Origin of the sequence: Thauera sp., from assembly GCF_035444905.1 — a bacterium.
Lineage (GTDB): Bacteria > Pseudomonadota > Gammaproteobacteria > Burkholderiales > Rhodocyclaceae > Thauera.
The window spans coordinates 162,312-179,594 of sequence record NZ_DAOMPS010000001.1 but is presented as its reverse complement, the minus strand read 5'-3'; the positions used below and the strand labels follow the sequence as shown (position 1 = coordinate 179,594).

The 17,283-nt window shown below is 70.0% G+C and carries 19 protein-coding genes; 9 read left to right on the top strand and 10 right to left on the bottom strand.

Annotated features, from left to right (window positions below):
• Positions 1 to 97: 97 nt before the first annotated feature.
• From PLC66_RS00850 to PLC66_RS00810, 9 genes are all read left to right on the top strand, one after another.
• On the top strand, positions 98 to 1,786 hold the full coding sequence (locus PLC66_RS00850) for a nitrite/sulfite reductase (protein ID WP_324536941.1): 1,689 nt from the start codon (positions 98 to 100) through the stop codon (positions 1,784 to 1,786).
• A complete protein-coding gene (locus PLC66_RS00845) occupies positions 1,779 to 2,339 on the top strand; it encodes a DUF934 domain-containing protein (protein WP_324536940.1) in 561 nt (186 codons plus the stop codon). The genes PLC66_RS00850 and PLC66_RS00845 overlap by 8 nt, the downstream gene beginning before the upstream one ends.
• Entirely contained in the window at positions 2,339 to 3,109 is a 771-nt protein-coding gene (locus tag PLC66_RS00840) for a phosphoadenylyl-sulfate reductase (RefSeq protein ID WP_324536938.1), read from the top strand. The genes PLC66_RS00845 and PLC66_RS00840 overlap by 1 nt, the downstream gene beginning before the upstream one ends.
• Positions 3,110 to 3,113: 4 nt before the next feature.
• The gene (locus tag PLC66_RS00835) at positions 3,114 to 3,266 is read left to right on the top strand and encodes a hypothetical protein (protein ID WP_324536936.1); all 153 of its coding nucleotides are present in this window, start codon (positions 3,114 to 3,116) and stop codon (positions 3,264 to 3,266) included.
• A 7-nt stretch (positions 3,267 to 3,273) separates the two neighbouring features.
• The gene (gene cysD / locus PLC66_RS00830; RefSeq protein WP_324536934.1) at positions 3,274 to 4,188 is read left to right on the top strand and encodes a sulfate adenylyltransferase subunit CysD; all 915 of its coding nucleotides are present in this window, start codon (positions 3,274 to 3,276) and stop codon (positions 4,186 to 4,188) included.
• Positions 4,189 to 4,226: 38 nt separating this feature from the next.
• Complete coding sequence (gene cysN, locus PLC66_RS00825) at positions 4,227 to 5,507, top strand: sulfate adenylyltransferase subunit CysN (protein WP_324536932.1); 1,281 nt, start codon at positions 4,227 to 4,229, stop codon at positions 5,505 to 5,507.
• Positions 5,508 to 5,597: 90 nt separating this feature from the next.
• Positions 5,598 to 6,005 carry an RNA-binding S4 domain-containing protein gene (locus tag PLC66_RS00820; protein ID WP_324536930.1) on the top strand — a complete coding sequence of 136 codons (408 nt, stop codon included), beginning with the start codon at positions 5,598 to 5,600 and terminating at the stop codon, positions 6,003 to 6,005.
• Positions 6,006 to 6,151: 146 nt separating this feature from the next.
• Positions 6,152 to 7,696, top strand: coding sequence for an NfeD family protein (locus PLC66_RS00815; protein WP_503012161.1), 1,545 nt, complete (start codon positions 6,152 to 6,154; stop codon positions 7,694 to 7,696).
• On the top strand, positions 7,696 to 8,460 hold the full coding sequence (locus tag PLC66_RS00810) for a slipin family protein (protein ID WP_324536926.1): 765 nt from the start codon (positions 7,696 to 7,698) through the stop codon (positions 8,458 to 8,460). Before PLC66_RS00815 ends, PLC66_RS00810 begins: the two co-directional genes overlap by 1 nt.
• 23 nt (positions 8,461 to 8,483) lie before the next feature.
• On the opposite strand, the gene PLC66_RS00805 is transcribed toward PLC66_RS00810, so the two are convergent.
• The 10 genes from PLC66_RS00805 to PLC66_RS00760 are packed head-to-tail and all read right to left on the bottom strand — an operon-like array spanning position 8,484 to position 17,275.
• Complete coding sequence (locus tag PLC66_RS00805; RefSeq protein WP_324536924.1) at positions 8,484 to 8,948, bottom strand: type II secretion system protein; 465 nt, start codon at positions 8,946 to 8,948, stop codon at positions 8,484 to 8,486.
• A 4-nt stretch (positions 8,949 to 8,952) separates the two neighbouring features.
• On the bottom strand, positions 8,953 to 9,345 hold the full coding sequence (locus PLC66_RS00800; RefSeq protein WP_324536921.1) for a type II secretion system protein: 393 nt from the start codon (positions 9,343 to 9,345) through the stop codon (positions 8,953 to 8,955).
• 4 nt (positions 9,346 to 9,349) lie between these two features.
• Positions 9,350 to 9,826: a prepilin-type N-terminal cleavage/methylation domain-containing protein gene (locus PLC66_RS00795; protein WP_324536919.1), complete on the bottom strand. Its 477-nt coding sequence runs from the start codon at positions 9,824 to 9,826 to the stop codon at positions 9,350 to 9,352.
• The gene (locus PLC66_RS00790) at positions 9,823 to 12,063 is read right to left on the bottom strand and encodes a secretin GspD/PilQ domain-containing protein (RefSeq protein WP_324536917.1); all 2,241 of its coding nucleotides are present in this window, start codon (positions 12,061 to 12,063) and stop codon (positions 9,823 to 9,825) included. The genes PLC66_RS00795 and PLC66_RS00790 overlap by 4 nt, the downstream gene beginning before the upstream one ends.
• Positions 12,064 to 12,067: 4 nt before the next feature.
• Positions 12,068 to 12,583 (bottom strand): hypothetical protein, encoded by a 516-nt coding sequence (locus tag PLC66_RS00785; RefSeq protein WP_324536915.1) that lies wholly within the window; start codon positions 12,581 to 12,583, stop codon positions 12,068 to 12,070.
• On the bottom strand, positions 12,580 to 13,134 hold the full coding sequence (locus PLC66_RS00780) for a hypothetical protein (RefSeq protein WP_324536913.1): 555 nt from the start codon (positions 13,132 to 13,134) through the stop codon (positions 12,580 to 12,582). The genes PLC66_RS00785 and PLC66_RS00780 overlap by 4 nt, the downstream gene beginning before the upstream one ends.
• Positions 13,131 to 13,688 carry a hypothetical protein gene (locus PLC66_RS00775; protein ID WP_324536911.1) on the bottom strand — a complete coding sequence of 186 codons (558 nt, stop codon included), beginning with the start codon at positions 13,686 to 13,688 and terminating at the stop codon, positions 13,131 to 13,133. Before PLC66_RS00775 ends, PLC66_RS00780 begins: the two co-directional genes overlap by 4 nt.
• Positions 13,685 to 14,437 (bottom strand): hypothetical protein, encoded by a 753-nt coding sequence (locus PLC66_RS00770; RefSeq protein ID WP_324536909.1) that lies wholly within the window; start codon positions 14,435 to 14,437, stop codon positions 13,685 to 13,687. Before PLC66_RS00770 ends, PLC66_RS00775 begins: the two co-directional genes overlap by 4 nt.
• Positions 14,418 to 16,103, bottom strand: a complete 1,686-nt coding sequence (locus PLC66_RS00765; protein WP_324536907.1) for a GspE/PulE family protein — start codon at positions 16,101 to 16,103, stop codon at positions 14,418 to 14,420. Before PLC66_RS00765 ends, PLC66_RS00770 begins: the two co-directional genes overlap by 20 nt.
• Complete coding sequence (locus PLC66_RS00760) at positions 16,100 to 17,275, bottom strand: type II secretion system F family protein (RefSeq protein ID WP_324536906.1); 1,176 nt, start codon at positions 17,273 to 17,275, stop codon at positions 16,100 to 16,102. The genes PLC66_RS00765 and PLC66_RS00760 overlap by 4 nt, the downstream gene beginning before the upstream one ends.
• Positions 17,276 to 17,283 lie beyond the last annotated feature (8 nt).

The following is a 17,283-nucleotide window of genomic DNA, read 5'->3' as shown; positions in this document are numbered from 1 at the left end:
CAAATCTTCTTGAATACTAACTCAAAATGTCTTTTTGAAACTAAACCTCGGCGATACGATGCAGCGCACAACGACGCCCCCAAAAAGAGAGCCAGCCATGTACCAGTACGACGAATACGACCAGCGCATCGTGGATGAGCGTGTCGCCCAGTTCGCCGATCAGACCCGCCGCTACCTGGCCGGGGAGCTCAGCGAGGACGAATTCCGCCCGCTGCGCCTGCAGAACGGCCTCTACATCCAGCGCCACGCGCCGATGCTGCGCATCGCCGTGCCCTACGGCAACCTCAATTCGAAGCAGCTGCGCACCCTGGGTCACATCGCCCGCCGCTACGACCGCGGCTACGGCCACATCACCACGCGGCAGAACATCCAGTTCAACTGGCCGCGCCTGGAGGACGTGCCCGAGATCCTCGGCCTGCTCGCCGGCGTGCAGATGCATGCCATCCAGACTTCGGGCAACTGCATCCGCAACGTCACCTCCGACCCCTTTGCCGGCGTCGCCGCCGACGAGATCGTGGACCCGCGCCCGTGGTGCGAGATCCTGCGCCAGTGGAGCACCTTCCACCCCGAGTTCGCCTTCCTGCCGCGCAAGTTCAAGATCGCCGTCAATGGGGCGAAGGAAGACCGTGCGGTGATCCAGGTGCACGACATCGGCCTCGACGTCGTGCATAACGCCGCCGGCGAACTGGGCTTCCGCGTGCTGGTGGGCGGCGGCTTGGGCCGCACCCCGATCATCGGCGAGGAGGTCGCCGCCTTCGTGCCCTGGCAGCAGATCCTCAACTACTGCGAAGCCGTGCTGCGCGTCTACAACTTGCACGGCCGCCGCGACAACGCCTACAAGGCGCGCATCAAGATCCTGGTGAAGGCGCTCGGCGTGGCCGAGTTCGCGCGCCAGGTCGAGGAAGAGTTCGCCCGCCTCAAGGATGGCCCGTCCACGCTGACGCAGGCCGAGATCGACCGCGTCGCCGGCCGCTTCAACGATCCGGTGCTGGGCGCGCTGGAACAGGACGCCGGCTACCGCGCCCGCCTCGCCGAAGACAAGGGCTTCGCCGCTTGGGCGCGCCGCAGCGTGCGCGCCCACCGCGTGCCGGGTTATGCAAGCGTGGTGCTGTCGCTCAAACCCTACGGCGTGGCGCCGGGCGACCTCACCGCCGACCAGTTCGAAGCCGTCGCCGATCTGGCCGAGCGCTACGCCTTCGGCGAGGTGCGCAGCACCCACGAGCAGAACATCGTGCTCGCCAGCGTGCGCGAAGCCGACCTGCATCAGCTGTGGCAGGACGCCCGCGCGATCGGCCTGGCGACGCCCAACATCGGCCTTCTGACCGACATCATCTCCTGCCCCGGCGGCGACTTCTGCGCGCTCGCCAACGCCAAGTCGATCCCGATCGCCAATGCCATCCAGGACCGCTTCGACAACCTCGACCACCTGTTCGACATCGGCGAGCTCGAGATCAACATCTCGGGCTGCATGAACGCCTGCGGCCACCACCACGTCGGCCACATCGGCATCCTCGGCGTCGATAAGAACGGTGCCGAGTGGTACCAGGTGACGATCGGCGGCGAGCAGGGCAACCAGGCCGCACTGGGCAAGGTGATCGGCCCCTCCTTCGCCGCGGCCGAGATGCCTGACGTGATCAGCTCCCTGATCAACAACTACATCGACAACCGCCACGACGACGAGCGCTTCATCGACACCGTGCGCCGCATCGGGGTGGAACCCTTCAAGACCCGCGTGTATGCCGAACGCAGTGCGCGCCAGCAAGCCGGAGAGACCGCCCATGTCTGACATCATCAAGAACGGCCGCGTCCACGCCGACGAATGGACGGTGCTGCGCCTGGCCGAGGGCGCCAACGTGGATGAGGCCGCCACCGTCGCCCTCCCCCCGGGCCGCGTCATCGTGCCGCTGGCCGTGTGGCAGGCGCGCCGCGAGGAACTGCTGGCGAAGGCCGAAGCCGGCGTGCTCGGCGTCTGGCTGGCCGGCAACGAGGACCCCGCCGCCCTCGCCGAGGACCTGCTGCGCCTGCAACTGGTCGCGGTCGACTTCCCCAAGTTCGCCGACGGCCGCGGCTACTCGATCGCCACCTTGTTGCGCACCCGCCACGGCTACACCGGCGAGCTGCGCGCGATCGGCGACGTGCTGCGCGACCAGTTCTTCTTCCTGCTGCGCTGCGGCTTCTCGGTCCTGCAGCCGCGCGAGGGCAAGTACACGCCGGCCCAGCTCGAAGCGGCGCTCGCCAGCCTGCGTGATTTCTCCGAGCCCTACCAGGGCGCGGTCGACCGCCCGGAACCGCTGTTCCGCCGCCAGCCGCGCAACCCGCTTAACAAGGAGGCCGCCTGATGAACGCCAGCGTCTCCCTGCTGCGTCCGGGCGCCGGCAACCCGGCGACCCACCCGCAACTCACCGACGCCCTGCGCGCCAGGGTCGGCGCCAAGGCGGCGGCGGCTCAGGCGCTGCTGCGCGAGGCCGTGGCCGAGTTCGGCAGCCAGGGCGAACTTGCCTTCGCCAACAGCTTCGGCGCCGAGGACATGGTGCTCACCGACCTCATCCTCGCCAACGCCCTGCCGATCGAGGTCTTCTCGCTCGACACCGGTCGCCTGCCGGCCGAGACCTACACCCTGATCGGCGAAGTCGAGCGCCGCTACGCCACCAAGCTCAAGATCTACTTCCCGGACGCGACGGCGGTCGAGACCTTGGTGCGCAGCCACGGCATCAACGCCTTCTACGACTCGGTCGAGCTGCGCAAGGCCTGCTGCGGTGTGCGCAAGATGGAGCCGCTGCGCCGCGCGCTCGCGGGCAAGAAGGCCTGGATCACCGGCCTGCGCGCCGCCCAGTCGATCACCCGCGCCGGTCTGCCGCTGCGCGAGTTCGATTCCGCCAACGGCCTGCAGAAGCTCAACCCCTTGTCGGACTGGACGGAGGCCGAGGTCTGGGCCTATATCCGGATCAACGAGGTCCCGTACAACGCGCTGCATGACCAGTTCTACCCCAGCATCGGCTGCGCGCCCTGCACGCGCGCGATCGCCGTCGGCGAGGACGTGCGCGCCGGCCGCTGGTGGTGGGAGAACCCGGAATCCAAGGAATGCGGCCTGCACGTCAAGGAGGGCTGACACGATGAACGGCAAGCACCCTGCCCAGGCTGCGCACGGCACCGCCGTCGGCGCCCACCGCCGCAGCCTGCAACACCGCCTCGAAGCGCTGCGCGCCGGCCTGAAGGCCGCGCTGCGCGCCTTCCGCCCCCATCCGAACAAGCATCCGCAACGGTAATCACAACATGTCGACGCTGACCAAACAGACCCTGTCCCACCTCGACTGGCTCGAGGCCGAAGCCATCCACATCCTGCGCGAAGTCGCCGGCCAGTGCGCCAATCCGGTGCTGCTGTTCTCCGGCGGCAAGGACTCGATCTGCCTGCTGCGCCTGGCCGAGAAGGCCTTCCGCCCGGGCCGCTTCCCCTTCCCGCTGATGCACATCGACACCGGCCACAACTACAGGGAAGTGACGGATTTCCGCGACAAGCGCGCTTCTGAGCTGGGCGAGCGCCTGATCGTGCGCTCGGTGGAGGATTCGATGGCACGCGGCACCGTGGTGCTCAAGCACCCGGGCGAGTCGCGCAACAAGCACCAGTCGGTGACCCTGCTGGAGGCGATCGAGGAGTTTTCGTTCGATGCCTGCATCGGCGGCGCGCGGCGTGACGAGGAGAAGGCACGCGCCAAGGAGCGCATCATGAGCTTCCGCGACGAGTTCGGTCAGTGGGACCCGAAGAACCAGCGCCCCGAACTGTGGAACCTGTACAACGCACGCAGCCACAAGGGCGAGAACATCCGGGCGTTCCCGATCAGCAACTGGACCGAGCTCGACGTGTGGCAGTACATCCAGCGCGAGCAGCTCGAGCTGCCGTCGATCTACTTTGCGCACACCCGTCCGGTGGTGCGCAAGAGCGGGCTGCTGCAGCCGGTGACCGAGCTGACCCCGGCCCGGGACGGCGACGTGGTCGAGGACGTGCTGGTGCGCTTCCGCACCGTGGGCGACATCACCTGCACGGCGCCGGTGGAATCCGATGCGGACACGGTGGAGAAGATCCTCGCCGAGACGGCGACGACGACGATCACCGAGCGCGGCGCGACGCGAATGGACGACCAGACCTCCGAAGCGTCGATGGAGCAGCGTAAGAAGGAAGGCTATTTCTGACCCGCGCCCGAACAGAGAGAATTGAAGGAATCATGACCATGTCCGCCCTTGAACACCTGCCCGAGATCGACAACGGCCTGCTGCGCTTCCTCACCTGCGGCAGCGTCGACGACGGCAAGAGCACCCTGATCGGCCGCCTGCTGTTCGACACCAAGACCATCCTCGCCGACACCCTCAACGCCATCGAGAAGACCTCGGCCAAGCGCGGCATGAGCGCGGTCGACCTGTCGCTGCTGACCGACGGTCTGCAGGCCGAGCGCGAGCAGGGCATCACCATCGACGTCGCCTACCGCTACTTCTCCACCGGCCGGCGCAAGTACATCATCGCCGACGCCCCCGGCCACGAGCAGTACACCCGCAACATGGTGACCGCCGCCTCCACCGCCAACCTCGCCATCATCCTCATCGATGCGCGCAAGGGCGTGCTCACCCAGACCCGCCGCCACTCCTACCTCGCCAGCCTGGTCGGCATCCCCCACCTGGTCGTCGCGGTCAACAAGATGGACCTGGTCGACTACGACCAGGCGGTATTCGAGCGCATCAAGGCCGACTACCTCGCCTTCGCCGGCAAGCTCGGCATCGCGGACGTGCGCTTCATCCCGATCTCGGCGCTGGAAGGCGACATGATCGTGGACCGCGGCGAGCGCCTTGGCTGGTACCAGGGCCCAACGCTCCTCGACATCCTCGAGAACGCCCCTGCCGCCCACACCGAGCAGGCCGAAGACTTCCGCTTCCCGGTGCAGTTCGTGTGCCGCCCGCAGGACTCCGCCAACCCCGAGCTGCACGACTATCGCGGCTTCATGGGCCGGGTCGAATCGGGCGAGATCGCCGTGGGCGATGCAGTCACCGTGCTGCCCTCGGGCGCCAGCAGCCGCATCAAGCGCATCGAGCTCGGCGGCGAGAGCCTGGCGCGCGCCATCCACGAGCAGTCGGTGAGCCTGCTGCTGGAAGACGAGATCGACATCTCGCGCGGCGACCTCATCGTCAAGTCGAGCGAGGCGCCCGAGCCGGTCAAGCAGATCGACGCCACCGTGTGCTGGCTGTCCGAGACGCCTTTGAGCCCGGCGCGCACCTACCTCGTGCGCCACACCACGCGCGAGGTGAAGGCCAAGCTCGCGAAGATCGACTACCGGCTGGATGTGAACACGCTCGAGCATGAAGCCACCGCCGGCCTGGCGATGAACGACATCGCCCGCGTCACGCTCAAGCTCGCGCAGCCGATCGTCGCCGACCGCTACAAGGACAACCGCGCCACCGGCGCCTTCATCATCATCGACGAGAGCACCAACAACACGGTGGGCGCCGGCATGATCGGCTGACCGGCCCGCTGGACGGCGCGTTTTGCACGCGCGCGCGGCGCTCCCGATAATGTCGGCAGCGCCGTTTCCTTTTCTCCACTTCTTCCACCCATGCCCGCCCCCGACGCCCTGTCCGCCGACGCCGTCCGCACCCGCCTCGACAAGTGGCTGTGGGCCGCGCGCTTCTTCAAGCATCGTACCGGCGCCACCGAGGCGGTCGATGGCGGCAAGGTCAAGCTCAACGGCTTGGCGGTGAAGCCGGCCCGCGAGGTGAAGGTCGGCGACCGGCTCGACATCACCATCGGCGAGGACACGCGCACCGTGATCGTGCGCGCCATCGCCGACAAGCGCGGCTCGGCCACGGTGGCGCAGACGCTGTACGAGGAGACCGCCGAGAGCATCGAGGCGCGCGAGCGAGCGCGAGAGCTGCGCAAGTTCGCCGCCACGCCCGGCGCCGATCTGCATGGCCGCCCGACCAAGCGCGACCGGCGCAGGATGGATCGCTTCGGCGGTTACTGAAGCCGCGACCCGACCTCTTCCGACGAGGCGCGCAGACGCATGCGCCGGGCCGAGTTTGTTGGCGCGAACTTGTCCGCGCCATCTACACTCGGACTGACAGGGCCGGCAGCAGGGTTCGGCGGCGCAGGACGACGACGGAGGCGAGGATGACGACAAGCGCATTCAGGCTCATGCGAAGGTTCTTCAGCCTGGTGCTGATCGTCCTTGCCCTGTCGATGACGCTGGCAGGCGCGTTGACGGCGCAGTCGGCAGGCGGCGCACTGGTGCTGCGCGTCGAGGGCGCCATCGGCCCGGCGAGCGCGGACTACATCCGCAAGGGCCTGGCACACGCAGCCGACGCCGGGGCGCAACTGGTGGTCATCGAGCTCGACACCCCGGGCGGGCTCGACACCTCGATGCGCGCCATCATCAAGGACATCCTCGCCTCACCCGTGCCGGTGGCGACCTTCGTCGCGCCCGAAGGGGCGCGCGCCGCAAGCGCCGGCACCTACATCCTGTACGCCAGCCACATTGCCGCGATGGCGCCGGCGACCAACCTGGGCGCCGCCACGCCGGTGGCGATCGGCATCGGCGGCCCCCAGCCGGGACGGACCTCACCGCGCGAGGAGCCGCCGGCCGGGCAGGCCGGCGCGGATGATCAGGAGGGCGCAGAGGCGAAGCACGCCAAGGAGGCGTCCGGGTCAGAGGACGGCAGTGGCACCGACCCGCGCCCGACCACCCCGCCCGCAGCCGCGGGCTCCCGACCGCAGACCGCCACACCCGCCGACGCCATGGCGGCCAAGTCGATGTCCGACGCCACCGCCTACATCCGCAGCCTGGCGCAGTTGCGCGGGCGCGACGTCGACTTCGCCGAGCGCGCGGTGCGCGAAGCCGCCAGCCTGTCGGCCGAGGAGGCACTGGCCGCGGGCGTGATCGACGTCATCGCCTTCGACACCGCCGAGCTGCTGAAAAAGCTCGACGGCCGCGAGGTCGCGGTGCTCGATGGCAAGCGCACCCTGGCCACCGCCGGCCTCGCCATCGAGCGCATCGAGCCCGACTGGCGCAACCGCGTGCTGGCGGCGCTCGCCAACCCGCAGGTGGCGCTGATCCTGATGATGATCGGCATGTACGGACTGTTCTTCGAATTCACCTCGCCCGGCTTCGGCGTGCCCGGCGTGGCGGGCGCGATCTCGCTGCTGATCGCGCTTTATGCCTTCCAGCTGCTGCCGGTGAACTGGGCCGGCGTACTGCTGCTGGCGGTGGGCGCGGCGCTGATGCTGGCCGAGGCCTTCCTGCCCAGCTTCGGCGTGCTGGGCGTCGGCGGCATCATCGCCTTCGTGGTCGGCGGCTTGTTCCTGATGGATGCGGACGTGCCCGGCTTCGGCATCCCGCTCGCGCTCATCGTCGGCATGGCGCTGGCGAGCGCGGCCATCATCATCGCCATCGGCACCTTCGCCGCACGCAGCTATCGCCGGCCGGTGGTCAGCGGCAGCGAGGAGATGCTCGGCGCGCTGGGCACCGTCAGCGCTGCCGCCGAAGGCGGCGGCTGGTGGATTCATGTGCACGGCGAGACCTGGCGCGCGCGCAGCCCGCAGCCGCTCGAGCCGGGCAGCCGCGTCCGCGTCCAGGGCATCGACGGCCTCACCCTCGAGGTCGTCCCGGCCGAGAGCCCAACCGATTCATCCCACATCTACCCGGGGAGTACATCGTGATGATCGACCTTCAATTCGGCTTTGCGCCGCTGGTCCTGCTGCTGATCTTCCTCATCATTGCCGCGCTGAAGATCCTGCGCGAGTACGAGCGCGGCGTCATCTTCATGCTCGGCCGCTTCTGGCGGGTGAAAGGTCCCGGCCTGGTGATCGTGATCCCCGGCCTGCAACAGATGGTGAAGGTGGACCTGCGCGTGGTGACCATGGACGTACCCTCGCAGGACGTCATCTCCAAGGACAACGTGTCGGTCAAGGTCAACGCGGTGGTGTACTTCCGCGTCGTCGACCCGCAGAGGGCCATCATCCAGGTCGAGGACTACTTCAATGCCACCAGCCAGCTCGCGCAGACGACGTTGCGCGCGGTGCTCGGCAAGCACGAGCTCGACGAGATGCTGTCCGAGCGCGAGAAGCTCAATACCGACGTGCAGCAGATCCTCGACGCCCAGACCGACGCCTGGGGCATCAAGGTCGCCAACGTCGAGATCAAGCATGTGGACCTCAACGAGACCATGGTGCGCGCCATCGCCCGCCAGGCCGAGGCCGAGCGCGAGCGGCGCGCCAAGGTGATCCACGCCGAAGGCGAGAAGCAGGCCGCCGAGACCCTGCTCGAGGCCGCCCAGATGCTGTCGCGCGACCCGGCAGCGATGCAGCTGCGCTACCTGCAGACGCTGACCCAGGTGGCGGGCGACAAGAGCTCGACGCTGGTGTTTCCGGTGCCGGTGGATCTGCTGGGCAAGCTGATGGGGTCGGGCTCAGGCAAGCCCTGAGCCCTGATGCGCGCGGCAGCGACTCAATCCACCACCGGCCTGAACACCCACTCCGCATAGCCCGCCGCGCTCGCCGCGACGTCGCCCAGCTCGGGCGGAAAGCCGTCGCGACGGATCGGCGCCCGGGTCGACAGGCTATGCACGCCGAGGATGGCGTTGCCGTCGCGCTCGACGCCCCACTCGGTGGTGCCGGTCATCGGGTCGCGATACACCTTGCGCAGATGGCGGCGCGGCGTGGGCCAGCGCTTGTCCTCGACGAGCTGGGCGAGTTCGGTGGGCCGCGAAGGCGTGCCGACCGGGGTCTCGCGCGCGTAGCTGGCGAGCGCACGGGCCATCTCGACGCCGATGGCGATCAGCTCCGCCTCGCGCTCGCGCTGCGCGGCCTGCTGCCAGACCACGCCGGTGCGGGCGACGAACAGCCCCATGGCGGCAACGATGAACAGCACCAGCAGATAGGTGTAGCCATGCTGGCCGGCGCGCAGGCGCATCGTGCTACCACTCGGCAAAGGGACGGCCGTCGCGGCCGCTGCCGCGCGCGCCGCTGCGCACGTCCCACACCCCGCTGTCGGCGGGATCCGGCGGCGGCACCAGCTCCCAGGTCTCGGCCGACTCGGTCATCGGGTCGACCGGCAGCTTGCGCAGGTAACGCTTGTCGACCAGTTCGTCGAGCGTGGCGGGGTACTTGCCGGTGTCGGCGCGAAACTTGTCGATCGCGTCACGCATGACCTCCAGCGACTGCGCCAGCGCCTTCTCGCGCGCGCTGTCGACCTGGCCGAAGTAGCGCGGCGCGGCGATGCTGAGCAGGGTGGCGATGATCGCCATCACCACCAGCAGCTCGATCAGGGTGAAGCCGCCGCGCAAAGCCGGCGGCAGGAGGCGGGTCATGCGCTCACCATTCCTTGTAGGGCACGCCGTTGAGCCCGGTGCGCTCGGACAGCGAATAGATGTCGAACACGTCCTGACCCTCGCGCGGCGCATCGGGCGGGCTGGCGTAGCTGCGCCGGCCCCAGCTGCGCTCGGGCTCGACGCTGGGGTCGGTGTGCATCGGGTCGCGCGGCAGGCGGCGCAGGAAGTAGATGCGCCGGCCCTCCTCGTCCTTGACGTCGGGCACGCCCTCAACCAGCACGCGCAGATTGGGCGGATAGCCCGAGGCGCCGGTCTTCTGCTCGACGCGGCCTTCGTCATAGGCGGCCTTGTAGGCGTCTAGCGCATTGCGCACCTGGCGCAGCGCCGTGCGCAGCTCCGACTCCTTGCTGCGCTGCGCAGCCAGTTCGGCCAGCGGCATCACGCCGGCAGCGAGCACGCCGATGATGGCCAGGGTGACCACCAGCTCGATCAGCGTGAAGCCGCGCGCGCGCCGCGTCATGGGGCAAGGATGTTGACCGCGGCCGCGCCGGCGGCCGGAGCCGGCACCTGGCGCCCGCCGAGGTCGAAGATCAGACCATTGATGCGCACGTTGGCCGCGCCGGTGGCCCCTTCCTTGACCTTGAAGCCGATTGGCACCGTCGCCGGCAGGTTGCCTGCGGGCAGCGCGGTGGTCGCCTGGCCGTTCTCGGACGGCGCGAAGCCGACCGGCTCGAGGCGCTCTACGTCGTAGTCGAACTCGATCAGCACACCGTTGTGGCCGCCGCTGCCGTCGAGCTTGAGCGACAGCGTCAGGGCGCCGCCCGCGACGGCGCTGTCGGGCGCGGCCAGATCGACCACCACGCTGCCGGGGTCGATCTCGGCCGCGCCCGACGGCAGCAAGGGCGTCGCCGCCACGCTTGCCGCGGCAGCCGCAACCCCGGGCTGGCCGGTGCCGCTCACCAGCAGGCTCTCCGGCGCCATCGGTCCGATGCGCAGCGGCGCCGCGCCGACCAGTGCCTCGGTGCCGGCGGCGAGGTCGTCGCGGGTGAAGGCGGGGGCGACGATGTTGCGCACGATGCGCGGGGTGATCAGCAGCACGATCTCGGTGCGCGCGGCCTGGTCGCGCTCGGACGAGAACAGGCGTCCCACCACCGGCAGGTCGCCCAGGCCGGGCAGGCGCAGGTTGCTGCCGCGCTCCTCGTCGTTGATGAGTCCGGCCAGCACCTGGGTCTCACCGTGCTTCAGGCGCAGCGTGGTCGCGGCGCTGCGAGTGCCGATCTGGTAGGCGAGCGAGCCTTCGGGCCCGGGCACCTCGCGCACGATGTTGCTGACCTCGAGTGCGACCTTGATCGCGACTTCGTCATCCAGCGTGACGCTCGGCTCGACGTCGAGCTTGAGGCCGACGTCCAGATAGCTCACGGACGCCGCCACACCGACGTTGGCGGTCGACGTGGTGGTGAACACCGGCACCTTCTCGCCGATATGCACCTTGGCCTCGGCGCGGTTCTTGACCCGGATGCGCGGGTTGGCGAGCAGCGTGGTGTCGCCGTCCTCGGCGCGCAGGCGCAGCACCGCCGCCGGGTTGGAGACGAAGGGCACCAGCCCGCCGGTGTCGTTGAGGTTGATGACACCCTCGCGCAAGGGGCCGACGTTCTGGCCGTCGATCGAGCCCCAGCCGATCTGTTGCGGAAACTCGAGGCCGATCTGGCGCAGCTTGGTCCGGCTCACCTCCAGCACCTCGACCTCGAGCATCACCTCCGGCTCGGCCACGTCGAGCGCGGCGACCAGGCGCTCGGCCAGGCGCATCGCCTCGGGCGTGTCCTTCATCACCAGCAGGTTGAGCTTCTCATCGATGAACACGTCACGCGTCTTCACCACCTGCTTGATGAGATTGAGCGCCTGCTTCACGTCGGCGTTGGCGAGGTAGAAGCTGCGCGACACCAGCTCCTGGTATTCGCGCTGCTTGGCCGGCGTGGCCGGGTAGATCAGCACCGAGTTGGCGTTGAGCAGCTTGCGCTCGATCTGCTGGGTGGCGGTGAGCAGCTTGATGACCTCGTCGACCGAGGTGTCGCGCACGAAGAGGCTGACCAGGGCGTCGTCGCGCACGTCGCTGTCGAACACGAAGTTGAGCCCGGCAGCGCGCGACAAGGCCTCGAACACCACGCGCAGCGGGGCGTCGCGGAACTGCAGGTTGACCTTCTTCGCCAGCGGACCGGCCAGCGACTCGACCGGCGGCTGCAGCAGGCGACGCTCGTCGAGCTCGCGCAGCAGGCGGCGCGCGCGCGGGTTGGCAGGGGATTCGGCCAGCACGGAGCGCACCAGGCGTTCGGCATTGGCGCTGTCGCCGCGCATGTAGGCGGCTTCGGCCTCGTCCAGCCGCTGCAGGCGGCGGCGCTCGTCGATCAGCGTGTCTAGCCCGGTGCGCGCACGCGCGTTGGCGGGTTCGATGCCGAGCACCTCGCGGTACAGGCGCTCGGCCTGCTCGAACTGCCCGAAGGCGCGCGCGCGCTCGGCCTCGTTGAGCCAGCCGACCGCGAGCGCCTCGCGACGGGCCAGGTAGCGCGCGCGCAGGTCGGCGTTGCGCGGTTCGGCGACAACGGCCTCGCCAAGACGGCGTAGTTCGGCGACCGGATCCGCCTCCACTGCGGCGTCGTGCGGCATCGCCGGCAGCGGCGTGGCGCAGCCGGCGAGCAAACCGGCGGCGGCGAGCGCCACTGCGCTGAGCGCATGCAGCTTCTTCAGTCGGGATGTCTTCATCTTCTCAGTCCTGCCCGGTCTCGAGCACCTGCCGCTCCTGCATCGGCAGATAGGTGAATTCGATCTGTGTCTGCGTCACGCGCTCGACACGGTAGTGCTCGCCGATGCGCTCGCGCACGCCCACCAGATGGAGCTCTTCGCCTTCCATCAGCATCACCGTGCGGCGGCCACCGCGCTCAATGCTGCCGATGAAGGTGAACGGCAGCGGCGGTGCGCTCGGTGCCACGGCAAGCGGCACCCCCTGGTTCAGTTGCGCCTGCACGCCCGCCGCAGGCTGCAGCAGGTCGGAAGCGGACGCCGGCCAGGGCTCGCGCACGATCGCGAGCGCGCCCCCGGCCTGCGCTGCGACCTCGCCCGCGCGGTCGCGCACGGCTGCGGATGCGGGCACGGGTGTGCGCGCGGAGCGGACCACCGGCGCGGCCACCTCCGCCTCGCCGCTGTCCTCGACCTGCGCAGCCCACCACGTCGCCGCCAGCGTCGCGATCAGCGCTGCCGCCATGCCCCACTGTCGCGGCTTCATGGCGCCCCCCGGTTCACGAATACCAGTAGGCGCAGTTCCCCCTCGACGTAGCCGCTGCGCGCATCCGCGCGTCGCAGCGCGATCGCCTCCAGCGCCACATGCGGTGCGGTGGCGATGAGCTCGGACAGCCAGCCGTAGAGCGCACCGTATTCGGCGCGCACCGGCAGGCTCAGTGCGATCCGTAGCAGCGGCGCGCCCGCCTCCTCGCTGACACGGTAGTCGCTGCGGTCAACATCGATGCCATGGGTCTCGGCCTGCACCTGAAGCGCGGCAAGCAGGGCAGGCAGCTCGCTGCGGGTCGGGAAGCCCTGGTAGAAGGCCTGCAGGGTATGGCGGTCGATGCCGGTCGGGGCCGCACGCGCCGGCGTGTCGCCGCCGAGCAGCACGGCGCGTTCGGCGCCGAGCGCCGCACGGCGCGTCTCGATGTCGCTCGCAGCTTGCTGGTCCACCGCCACGGCCAGTGCGAGCAGCAAGCCTCCGCAAGCCCCCGCCCAGCCGGCGCCGCGGAAAGCCCGGCGCAAGGCTTCGCGCACACGGAGCATCCGTTTCATGGCACCGTCCTCCAGTGCGCGGTGAGGATGAAGCGCACCACCATCTGCGGGCCCTGTGTCACCCACTCATGGCTGTCGATGCGGGCCTCGCGCAGTGCGGCGGTGCGCTGCAGCTTCTCCACATAGGCAAACGCCGCCTCCACCGATTGCGCCTCGCCGGTCATGCGCAGCGTGCCGCGCCCGGCGTCGCCCTGCAGGTCGAGCACCGCCACCTCGGGATGGCGGGCGCGGTCGAGGTCGGCGAACAGCGCAGCCCAGTCGGCATTGAGCACGCCCGCGACGCGCTGCGCGGGCTCACGCTCTTCGGGCGTAGCTGGCGTGGCGGTGCGCGCCGCCTGCTGCGGACGCGAGTCGCGCAATTCCGCGCGTAGCCTCGCGGTCAGCGCCTCGCGCTCGGCGAGCTCGGCCTGGGCGGCCTGCCAGTCGTAGGCCGCCAGGCCGAGCGCCGCCGCGCCGATCGCAAGCAGCAGCCAGCCAGGCAACCGCGGCCGGCGACGACGCGGCGGCGCGAAATCGAGTTCGATCGTGGCTGGCGCGTTGGAGAAAAGCTTCATGCCGGCAGCTCCACATCCACCCGCCGCCAGGCGACGGGCGGGCTGCCGGCAAAGCCTGCGGCATAGACCACACCCCCCGACTGCGTGCCCTCCACGGCCTGGTCGGCGGAGCTGGAGTGGGGACCGGCATCGCGCATCCAGGCCTCGAGCATCCGACGCAGCGCCGCGGCACCGTCGTCGCGCACCGCCTGGCTGCGCACGCCGGCCCAGGTTCCGCCCGACCACATGCCGACCGTGAGTCGGCCGTCGCGCAGCAGGGCAAGCGCGGCGTGCACGCCATCGGCCTCGTCGAAGCGCCGGCGCAAGACGTTGTAGGCAGTGACGAAATCCCCCGCAATGCCCTCGAGCAGGCAGCCGTGGCGTGCTGCGAAGCCCCGCGCCGCAGCCACTACCGCGGCGGGTGCGGCGCAGGCGAGCGCCGGCAGGTCGAACGCATCGCAGTCCGCCGCCAGCACCCAGTCCGGGGCGCCGACGCCATGTACCTCAGCGAAGCGATGGGCGAGGAAGGCGGCACGTTCGGCCGGCCCGCGCACGCCTTGCGGCCAGCGCACCACCAGGTAGCGCAGCCAGGCATCGCCGAGCCGTATCCTCAGGCGCCGTCCGCGCAGCACGCCGGCGGGTTGCAGGCGCTCGAGCGCCGCACCCGGCAACGCGCCATCGAGCGCGCAGCGCATCTGACCGCCGGGACCCTGCAGCACCCAGGCCTCGCGCTCGAGCCGTAGCCGGACTTCAGCCGTGGAGCGTGACACGGTTCAGTTCCTCCAGTGTGGTCTCGCCCGCGGCGACCAGTTCGACCACCGCCGCGCGCAGGTTGCGGAAGCCGCGCCGCGATGCGGCCTCGCGTACGGCACGGGCGGGCGCGCGGGCGAGGATCAGCTCACGCACCTCGTCGTCGAGCAGCAGCACTTCGGCCACCGCGCGCCGGCCGCGGTAGCCCGAGCCGCGACAGTGGCCGCAGCCGTGGCCGGCACGGAAGCGGAAGGCGGTCACGTCGCCGAGGCCGGAATCCGCCATCAGCGCGTGGTCGGGCACCACGTCCTCGCTGCAGTGCGGGCAGTTGATGCGCACCAGGCGCTGGGCGACGACGCCGTTCAAGGCGGCGACCAGGTTGTAGGGGTCGATGCCCATGTGCATGAAGCGGCCGATGACGTCGAAGACGTTGTTGGCATGCACCGTGGTGTACACCAGGTGGCCGGTGAGCGCGGCCTGGATGGCGATCTCGGCGGTCTCGCCGTCGCGGATCTCGCCGACCATGATGCGGTCGGGGTCGTGGCGCAGGATGGAGCGCAGGCCGCGGGCGAAGGTGAGGCCCTTCTTCTCGTTCACCGGGATCTGCAGCACGCCGGCGAGCTGGTACTCGACCGGGTCCTCGATGGTGATGACCTTGTCCGTGCCACGGTTGGTCTCGCCCAGCACCGCGTACAGCGTGGTGGTCTTGCCGCTGCCGGTGGGGCCGGTGACGAGCAGCATGCCGTAGGGCTCGTTGGCGAGCCGCCGCAGCACGCGGCGGGCCTCGGCATCGAAGCCGAGCACTTCCAGACTGAGCCCGCTCATCTCGCGGCTCAGGTGTTCCTTGTCGAGCACGCGCAGCACCGCGTCCTCGCCGTGGATGCTGGGCATGATGGAGACGCGGAAGTCGATCTCGCGCCCGCCGGCCTGAGCCTTGAAGCGCCCGTCCTGCGGCACGCGGCGCTCGGCGATGTCGAGCTCGGCCATCACCTTCAGGCGCGAGATCGCCTGCTCGGCCAGGTCCACCGCCGACACCGTGCCGACGCGCGACAGCACGCCGTCGATGCGGTACTTGATGACCAGGCCTCCGGGCTGCGATTCGAGGTGGATGTCGCTGGCGCCCTGCTTGAGGGCGTCGTACAGCGTCGAGTTCACCAGCTTGACCACCGGACTGGCGCCGGCGGTGATGCGCTGCAGCGACAGGTCCTCGACCTCGCCACCGCCGCCCGTGCCCTGGCGCCCCTCGTCCAGGCCGGCGGCGCGGCGGACCTGGTCCTCGTGGCGCGCGAGGCAGGCGGCGAGGTCGTCGCGGTCGGCGATCGCCAGCTCGAAGGGTTCGATGAGGCGCGCGGCGAGGCCGTCGAGCAGGTCGTTGTCGAAGGGGTTGGCGAGCACCAGCACCAGGCCGCCGGCCTCGTCGCGCAGGGCCACGCACTCGTGGCGCACCGCGGTCTCGAAGCCGACCGCGGCGAAGTCGGGCGTGCGTGCCATCAACGTGGCGTGGCCGAGCACCGGCAGGCCGCAGGTGGCGGCGATGCGGACGAGGCGCGCATCGGCGTCGGGGACCTGCTCGGCGAGCGCGTCCAGCAGACGGCTGCCGGCGGCGCGCGCAGCGGCCAGTTCCGCGCTCGAGAACGGCCGCGCCGGCGCGAGCGGCTCGTGACGGATGTCGGGCAAGGCACTCATCCGATGCTCTCCGCAAGTTGGAAGATGGGCAGGTACATCAGCACCACGATCAGGCCGATCGCGCCACCGATCACAAGCATCAGCACCGGGCCGAACAGGCGGGTCAGCCATTCGATCTCGCGTGCGGTGTCCTCCTCGTGGAATTCCGCCGAACGGGTGAGCATCTCGCCGAGATTGCCGGCGCGCTCACCGACGGCGAGCATGCGCTGCGCCACCGGCGTCGCCAGCCCGCAGGTGGCGAGCGTGGCGGTGAAGGGCTGGCCCTCGCGTACGCGCTCGATGGCGAGCTCCAGGCTGGCACGCAGCGTCGGCGACAGCAGGCCGGACACCATGCGCAGCGCCGCCACCGCCGGGATGCCGCCCGACAGCAGCATGCCCAGCGTGCGGTAGAAGCGTGCGAGCTCGAAGGCGCGCAGGCGCTCGCCGATGCCCGGCGTGCGCCAGGCCTGACGCCCCACCGCGGCCCATACCGCGTCGCTGCGCGCCGCCAGTACGAGGGCGGCGATCAGCACCAGCAGCGCGCCGCCCATCGCCAGCGCATGGGTCTCGACCAGCCGCCCCCAGTCGAGCAGCAGCTGCGACAGCCAGGGCAGATCGCTGCCGACGTCCTCATAGATGTGCGAGAAGCGCGGCACCACGTAGCCGAGCAGGAACAGCACCACCAACCCACCGACGCCGATCAGCAGCGCCGGGTAGATCGCCGCGCTTATGAGCTTGTCACGCAAGGTGTCGACCTGCTGCTGGTAGGCGACGTAGCGTTCGAGCGCACGCTCGAGGTCGCTGGTGCGCTCGGCGGCGCGGATCATGGCGACGTAGAGGGCGGGAAAGCCCTGGGGCGCGCGCTCGAGCGCGCGCGACAAGGGCTGCCCCTCGCGCAACGCGGCAACGAGGTCGGACAGCACGCTGCGCACGGGCGTGCGCGTCTCCTTCTCGGACAGCGCGGTCACCGCCTCGGCGAGCGGAATGCCGGCCCGCAGCAAAGCGAGCAGTTCCTGGTTGAACAGCAGCAGCGGAAAGCGCGCCCGCCCACCGCCGCGCCCTGCGCGCGCGAGCGACAGCACGGCCAAGCCGCGGCCGGCGGCGAGCACGCGCGCCTCGGCTTCGGAGGGGGCGTCGAGTTCGGTTTCGACGACCCGCGCGTCGGCGGCGATCGCCTTTACCCGGAAGCGCATCGGTGACT